We start from the raw sequence: 6,156 nt of genomic DNA, 5'->3' as shown, positions 1-6,156 counted from the left end.
GCGGCGGCGCCCCCCCCCCCCACGGCGCCTGTCGTGCGGCCCGTCACCGAGGCCCGGCGAGCCGTTACCATCGGCCAGCATCGGCGGGCGTGCGCCCGACCCCCAGGCCAGGGAGCGAATCGTGCTGATCACCCACGACACCCGGTGCGCCCTCGACACCGTGGTCGATCTGGTGAACACCGCACCGGAGGACGAGGCGGCGCCGGACGCACTGCCGGATGTCGCGGCGCTCGCGGATTTCGTACGAAACCACGAGATCAGTGATGTCGGGGTGCTCTCGGAGTTCGACCTGTCGGCGGTGCGCAAGATCCGCGGCCGGTTCGCCTCGGTCTTCGCCGCCCCGGACGCCCGGGCCGCCGCGAGCCTGATCAACGACCTGGTCGCCGCCGCGGGCACCACGCCCCGGCTCACGGACCACGACGGCTACGACTGGCATGTGCACTACTTCGCCCCCGGCGCCTCGGTCGCGGACCACTTGGCGGCCGACTGCGGGATGGCGCTGGCGTTCTTCGTGGTGGCCGGTGAGCAGGAGCGGCTGCGGCGCTGCGAGGCCCCGGACTGCCGGCGCGCCTTCGTGGACCTGTCACGGAACCGCTCCCGCCGCTACTGCGACAGCCGGACCTGCGGAAACCGTCTGCATGTGGCCGCGTACCGGGCGCGGCGCAAGGAGGCCGCGGGCTGAGGCCTCGGGGGGGCGCCCGCTGCGGCACCGGCTTTGGTCCGGGCGCCCGGGATGGGTCCCGTCCCCTGGAGCAGTGGCAGGCGTGACACCGGTCGGCGGCTGCGACGTGGGCCCCGGCGGGTGGCGCCGGGGACCACGGGTACGGCTCAGAGCAGCAGCAGGTCGTGCAGCGCAGCCATGAGCAGCAGACACCCGATCACCGCAAGGAAGATCATCAGCGGTGGCTGGGAAAGGGCGAAAAGGCATCCACGCGGCTCGTCCTGAGGCGGCGCGGCGTCGCTCTGTGTCGTGTCCAGCATCTCGCCGCGATGATGGCGCAGCGAGCACCCCTGACGCGATCAACACGCCCGGAATGGGCGGGAGTTCGTCGAATTCCGTGATGTCCGTTTCGGATCGTGATCACTTACGGACGGGCCCGGGTCCCCCTGCGAACGTTTCAGTCCGGCAGCCGGACGTCATATGCCGTGCTTCTTGAGGATGGCCTCGATGTCGCTGAAGTCGTCCGTGGCGGTCTCGGCGGATCGCGGCTTGCTCGCGGGGCGCGCCGACGGGGTGCGGACGGCCGGGCCGAGCGAGGGCGCCGACGCGGTGGGAGCCACCGCCTCCTGGGACCGGGCGCCCCGGGCCGCCTTGCGCTCCTTGCGGGTGCCGCCCCGGCGGCGCTCCACCGCGCGCGTGGTCGAGAACAGCACCCACGACAGGCCGAGCACGCCGAAGCCCGCCCAGGCCGTCGGGCTGAACGCGGTGTCGGCGAGCCAGTCGACCACGCCGGTCATCACCAGGCCGAGCGGGACGAGGGAGTAGGCGGCGATGCGGGTGGCCGCCAGGAAGCGCTTCCGGTACGCGGAGACCGCCGCGATGCCCAGGCCGGCCGCGGCGACTGCGGAACAGACGGTCTCGGCAATCATCCGGTCCTCCACGCGTGGTTCGGCGGTCTGTGTGCCACTTCGTCACTGTCCATCCTGCACCTCCGAGCCCCCGCCGAGCCATCCTCCGGCAGGACATCAGGGACATCTCCGGGTCGGCTCCTCCGAAGGTGCCGGTCGGGGTCGTACCGAGGAAGCAGGCGGTCCTTTGAGCGGGCGGTCCGGGGGGGCGGCCGACGGGTATGGCGGAGGGGCGACGCCGGGCGTGACCGGGGTCGATTCGGCCGTGTGGGGGCGGAGCTGGGAGACTGGGGGGATGAGCGACCCCTCCCCCGCCGCGCCCGTTCTCGATGTGTGGTGCGAGCTGCAGTGCCCCGACTGCCGTGCCGCCCTGGACGACGTCCGGGCGCTGCGGGCGCGCTACGGCGACCGTCTGGAGCTGCGGCTGCGGCACTTCCCGCTGGAGAAACACAAGCACTCCTTCGCCGCCGCACAGGCCGCCGAGGAGGCGCTGGAGCAGGGCAAGGGCTGGGAGTACGCCGAGGCCGTGCTCGGGCGGGTCGAGCAGCTGGACCGCGAGGGGGAACCCTTCCTGGTCGAGGTCGCCCGTGAACTGGGGCTGGACGCCGAGGAGTTCGACACCGCGCTGATCGACGGCCGGCACATCCTGATCGTGGACGCCGACCAGGCCGAGGGCAAGGCGATCGGCGTGACCGGCACGCCGACGTACGTCATCGACGGCGAGCGCCTGGACGGCGGCAAGAGCCAGGCCGGGCTGCGCGAGCGGATCGAGGACATCGCGGACCGGCTGCTCGCCGAACGGGGCTGAATCCGCCGCACGTCGGGCTCTCGCAGCCGGCAAGGCTCAAGCCGCCGCACGGCAGGCTCTGCGGCCGGGCAGGGCTGAAGCCGTCGCACACCGGGCTCTCGCAGCCAGGCAAGGGGCAAGCAGTCGCACGGCAGGCTCTGCGGCCGGGCAGGCCTGAAGCCGTCGCACACCGGGCTCTCGCAGCCCGGCAAGGGGCAAGCCGCCGCACGGCAGGCTCCCGCAGCCCGGCAAGGGGCAAGCCGCCGCACGGCAGGCTCCCGCAGCCGGCATGGCTGAAGCCGCCGCACGGCAGGCTCTGCGGCCGGGCAGGGCTGAAGGTGTCGTCGGAGCAGGCTCCCCAGGCCGGCAGGGCTGAAGGTGTCGTCAGAGCAGGCTCTTGTACATCGAGTAGCCCACCGTCTCGTAGCCGAGCGACTCGTACAGCCGCTCGGCCGGGGTGTTGCCCGCGAAGACGTTCAGGCCGAGGACGCGGCGGCCGGAGGCGATGGCCTGGCCCTCGGCCAGCAGCATCAGGGAGCGGCCGTGGCCGCGGCCTCGGAAGGGCTCCTCGGTCTCGACGTCGTAGACGAACGCCTTGTCTGCGATGAACTCCACCCACAGCACCCCGACCCGGACGCCGTCGTGCTCCAGGACGCTGTACAGCGCCTCCTCGGTCGCGAGGCCGCGCGCCACCAGCTGTCGGTGGTCCTTGCGCGACCGCGCCTTCGCCTGTTCCTCCGGCACCCCGCGCTCGCTCCAGTCCCGGGCGTACTCCTCGATGCCGCGCTCCGCCCAGGGCCCGAACTCGGCCTGCGTCATGGGCCTGCCGCGGCTGCCCGCCGGCAGGTCGGGCGGGGTGGCGCCGAGCTGCTTCTCCATGCCGCGATTGCGGTGGACGTATCCGAGCGCGGTGGCGAGCCGCAGCGCGGGCCCGGCGGCGGCCGGGACCCTGATCTCGAGCTGCCCGCAGCCCCAGCCCCGCGCCACTTCCTCGGCGGCGAGCGCGGCGACCGTGCCCCGGCCGCGCCCGCGGTCCGGTTCCTCGATCCGCAGGTCCCTGATCTGGGCGACGGCCGGCCCGAAGGAGGGGTGGGTCGCGAGATGGATCCCTCCGACGGGACGGCTGTTCACGCACACCGAGTAGTGGCGGGACAGCGCCCCGTCGGCACCGCGCTGAAGCGGCTCGGTCGGCCGCAGGGTGGTGGTCATCACCGGAGTTCTACCCGCTGCCGACCGCCGGGGCAGCTCAATATCGCGGCCCTTTACGGCCTCTTACGGATCGAGGTCGTCCCCGGCCCGCTCGTCGAAGATGCGCATGGCCTTGGCGGTCACCGGCCCCGGCGCGCCCGGCAGTTCGCGCGCGTCGACGCGGTGGACGGCCTGGACGTCCCGCAGGGTCGAGGTCAGGAACACCTCGTCGGCCCGCTCCAGGACGTCGAGCGGCAGGTCGGTCTCCGTGGCGCCGGTCCATTCGACGGTCAACGCGCGCGTGATGCCCGCGAGACAGCCGGAGGCGAGCGGCGGGGTGTGGATCTCGCCGTCGAGCACGACGAACACGTTCGACCCGGTGCCCTCGCACAACTGCCCGACGGTGTTGGCGAACAGCGCCTCGGACGCGCCTCCCTCACGCGCGCGTGCGAGCGCCACCACGTTCTCGGCGTACGAGGTCGTCTTGAGGCCGGTGAGGGCGCCGCGCTCGTTGCGGGTCCACGGGACGGTGATCACGGCCGTGGAGTCGGGCCGCGGCGCGGACTCGCCGAGGGCGACCACCAGGGTCGGCCCGTGGTCGCCCCGGTCGGAACCGAGGGGACCGTGACCGCCGGTGTAGGTGATGCGGAGCCGCCCCAGCGGCATCGGATTGGCTTCGAGTACGGCGGCGCAGGCGCGGCGGACCTCGTCGTGGTCGGGATCGGGCAGCCCGAGGCCCCGCGCCGACAGGGTCAGGCGGTCGAGGTGGCGGGTGAGCGCGAAGGGCCGGCCGTCCACCGCCTTCACGGTCTCGAAGATGCCGTCGCCCACGGTCAGCCCGTGGTCGAAGACGGAGACGCGGGCGGTCTCGATGTCCTGCAGCCCGCCGTCGAGCCAGATCTTCACGTCAGGGTCCCTCCACTCACCTCGTACGTTCCCGACGCTACCGCGAGCAGCCGGGCCGCCTTCAGCTCGGTCTCCCGCCACTCCCCCTCGGGGTCGGAGCCCCAGGTGATCCCGGCGCCGGTGCCGAAACGCAGCACTCCTTCGGCGCGGTCGATCCAGAAGGTGCGGATGCCGACGGCCAGCTCCCCGGCCCCCCGGTCGGCGTCGACCCACCCGATGCCACCGCAGTACGGCCCCCGGGGCGCGGTCTCCAGGTCGTCGATGATGCGCAGCGCACTGGACTTGGGCGCGCCGGTGACCGATCCGGGCGGGAACGCGGCGTCGAGCAGCTCGGCCCAGCCGGCGTCCTCCCGCAGCTCGCCGCGCACGGTCGACACGAGGTGGACGAGGCCCGGATGCTTCTCCACGGCACACAGGTCGGGGACGGTGACAGTGCCGGTAGCGCACACCCGCCCCAGGTCGTTGCGGACCAGGTCCACGATCATCACGTTCTCGGCGTAGTCCTTGGCCAGCAGGTCGTCCTCGGTCCGTCCGGTCCCCTTGATCGGCCCCGACTCCACGACCCGCCCGGCCCGGCGCAGGAACAGCTCCGGGGACGCGGTGGCGATCTCGACCCCGTGCCCGGGAAGCCGAATCGTTCCTGCGTACGGCGCCGGGTTGCCGCGCGCCAGCAGCGCGGTCAGGGCGTCCACGTCGGCGCCGGGTGCGAGGGGCGCGGTCAGGACCCGGCAGAGGTTGGCCTGGTAGACCTCGCCGGTGGCGATGTGCGCGCGTATCCGCCGTACGCCCTCCGCGTACGCGGCGCGATCGAGAGATGACGTCCAGTCATCGACCCGCGGCCCCCGCCACGCTCCCGGCACCGGAGCGGGCACCGGCTCCCGGCGTACGTCGGCGAAGCGGGCACAGGTCAGACCGCCCTCGAAGTCCGCGGCAACAGCCCAGAAGCCATGGGAGTCCAGCGCCGCGGGGTCGCTGGTGACATCGAGGAGACCGGTGGCGACGCGGTCGCCGAAACGGGCGAGAGGAGCGAGGTCGAGCACGTGGACGAGTCTATGGCGGGTGTCCCGCGGGTGACCTGGCCATGTCCTTCAGGGCGCCCTGACCACGTACGTCGACATGTGCACCGCAGCACGCTGCGCAAACGCGTTTTTGTACTGGCCCCGGAATCCGCTAGAGTTCAACTCGTCGCCGGGCCGCGCAAGCGGATCGGAAGGACAGGCGAACGTAGCTCAGTTGGTAGAGCGCAACCTTGCCAAGGTTGAGGTCGCGAGTTCGAACCTCGTCGTTCGCTCGGAAGAGCAAGGGGATCATCCCGACCCCCAACACTCCTGGTGGAGTGGCCGAGAGGCGAGGCAACGGCCTGCAAAGCCGTCTACACGGGTTCAAATCCCGTCTCCACCTCCAAGGACGATTAGCTCAGCGGGAGAGCGCTTCCCTGACACGGAAGAGGTCACTGGTTCAATCCCAGTATCGTCCACTGGATCTTCGGCAGATCATCGAAGGTCTGACCCGCGCGATTAGCTCAGCGGGAGAGCGCTTCCCTGACACGGAAGAGGTCACTGGTTCAATCCCAGTATCGCGCACGCAGCAGACACGATCCTGATCGTGGTTCCCGCGCGATTAGCTCAGCGGGAGAGCGCTTCCCTGACACGGAAGAGGTCACTGGTTCAATCCCAGTATCGCGCACACACCGAAGCCCCCGGCCC

General features: G+C 71.8%; 7 protein-coding genes and 5 tRNA genes. 7 read left to right on the top strand and 5 right to left on the bottom strand.

Features of this window, described 5'->3' with window-relative positions; translation table 11 throughout:
* The first annotated feature begins 121 nt into the window (after positions 1-121).
* Positions 122-682, top strand: a complete 561-nt coding sequence (locus tag ACFULQ_RS48375) for a CGNR zinc finger domain-containing protein (protein WP_383558027.1) — start codon at positions 122-124, stop codon at positions 680-682.
* Positions 683-828: 146 nt separating this feature from the next.
* Here the strand turns inward: ACFULQ_RS48375 and ACFULQ_RS48370 are convergent, their stop codons facing one another.
* Together ACFULQ_RS48370 and ACFULQ_RS48365 are read right to left on the bottom strand one after the other, a co-directional pair.
* The gene (locus tag ACFULQ_RS48370; RefSeq protein WP_020138043.1) at positions 829-981 is read right to left on the bottom strand and encodes a hypothetical protein; all 153 of its coding nucleotides are present in this window, start codon (positions 979-981) and stop codon (positions 829-831) included.
* Positions 982-1,137: 156 nt separating this feature from the next.
* On the bottom strand, positions 1,138-1,590 hold the full coding sequence (locus ACFULQ_RS48365; RefSeq protein ID WP_383558024.1) for a hypothetical protein: 453 nt from the start codon (positions 1,588-1,590) through the stop codon (positions 1,138-1,140).
* 274 nt (positions 1,591-1,864) lie between these two features.
* Between ACFULQ_RS48365 and ACFULQ_RS48360 the strand changes: the two genes are divergently transcribed.
* Positions 1,865-2,377: a DsbA family protein gene (locus ACFULQ_RS48360; protein WP_383558021.1), complete on the top strand. Its 513-nt coding sequence runs from the start codon at positions 1,865-1,867 to the stop codon at positions 2,375-2,377.
* A 363-nt stretch (positions 2,378-2,740) separates the two neighbouring features.
* Here the strand turns inward: ACFULQ_RS48360 and ACFULQ_RS48355 are convergent, their stop codons facing one another.
* From ACFULQ_RS48355 to ACFULQ_RS48345, 3 genes are read right to left on the bottom strand one after another with little or no spacing between them, the layout of a single operon-like run.
* Positions 2,741-3,568, bottom strand: a complete 828-nt coding sequence (locus ACFULQ_RS48355) for a GNAT family N-acetyltransferase (RefSeq protein ID WP_383558018.1) — start codon at positions 3,566-3,568, stop codon at positions 2,741-2,743.
* Between the two features lie 60 nt (positions 3,569-3,628).
* A complete protein-coding gene (locus ACFULQ_RS48350; protein WP_383558016.1) occupies positions 3,629-4,450 on the bottom strand; it encodes an aminotransferase class IV in 822 nt (273 codons plus the stop codon).
* Positions 4,447-5,490, bottom strand: coding sequence for a chorismate-binding protein (locus ACFULQ_RS48345; RefSeq protein ID WP_383558013.1), 1,044 nt, complete (start codon positions 5,488-5,490; stop codon positions 4,447-4,449). Before ACFULQ_RS48345 ends, ACFULQ_RS48350 begins: the two co-directional genes overlap by 4 nt.
* A gap of 178 nt (positions 5,491-5,668) precedes the next feature.
* On the opposite strand from ACFULQ_RS48345, the gene ACFULQ_RS48340 reads away from it, so the two are divergent.
* From ACFULQ_RS48340 to ACFULQ_RS48320, 5 genes are all read left to right on the top strand, one after another.
* A tRNA-Gly gene (locus ACFULQ_RS48340) sits at positions 5,669-5,741 on the top strand.
* A gap of 39 nt (positions 5,742-5,780) precedes the next feature.
* Positions 5,781-5,854: transfer RNA gene (locus tag ACFULQ_RS48335), tRNA-Cys, on the top strand.
* A gap of 1 nt (position 5,855) precedes the next feature.
* Positions 5,856-5,927 (top strand) — tRNA-Val (locus tag ACFULQ_RS48330).
* A gap of 34 nt (positions 5,928-5,961) precedes the next feature.
* Positions 5,962-6,033 (top strand) — tRNA-Val (locus ACFULQ_RS48325).
* A gap of 31 nt (positions 6,034-6,064) precedes the next feature.
* Positions 6,065-6,136, top strand: a tRNA-Val gene (locus tag ACFULQ_RS48320).
* The last annotated feature ends 20 nt before the right edge of the window (positions 6,137-6,156 follow it).

The organism is Streptomyces sp. NPDC057253 (assembly GCF_042669125.1).
Lineage (GTDB): Bacteria > Actinomycetota > Actinomycetes > Streptomycetales > Streptomycetaceae > Streptomyces.
This window is presented reverse-complemented; position numbering and strand designations above follow the sequence as displayed.

Bases quoted from the DNA above. Each gene is read 5' to 3' on its own strand.
- ACFULQ_RS48360 (WP_383558021.1), top strand. From the start codon at position 1,865: ATGAGCGACCCCTCCCCCGCCGCGCCCGTTCTCGATGTGTGGTGCGAG.
- ACFULQ_RS48365 (WP_383558024.1), bottom strand. From the start codon at position 1,590: ATGATTGCCGAGACCGTCTGTTCCGCAGTCGCCGCGGCCGGCCTGGGC.
- ACFULQ_RS48370 (WP_020138043.1), bottom strand. From the start codon at position 981: ATGCTGGACACGACACAGAGCGACGCCGCGCCGCCTCAGGACGAGCCG.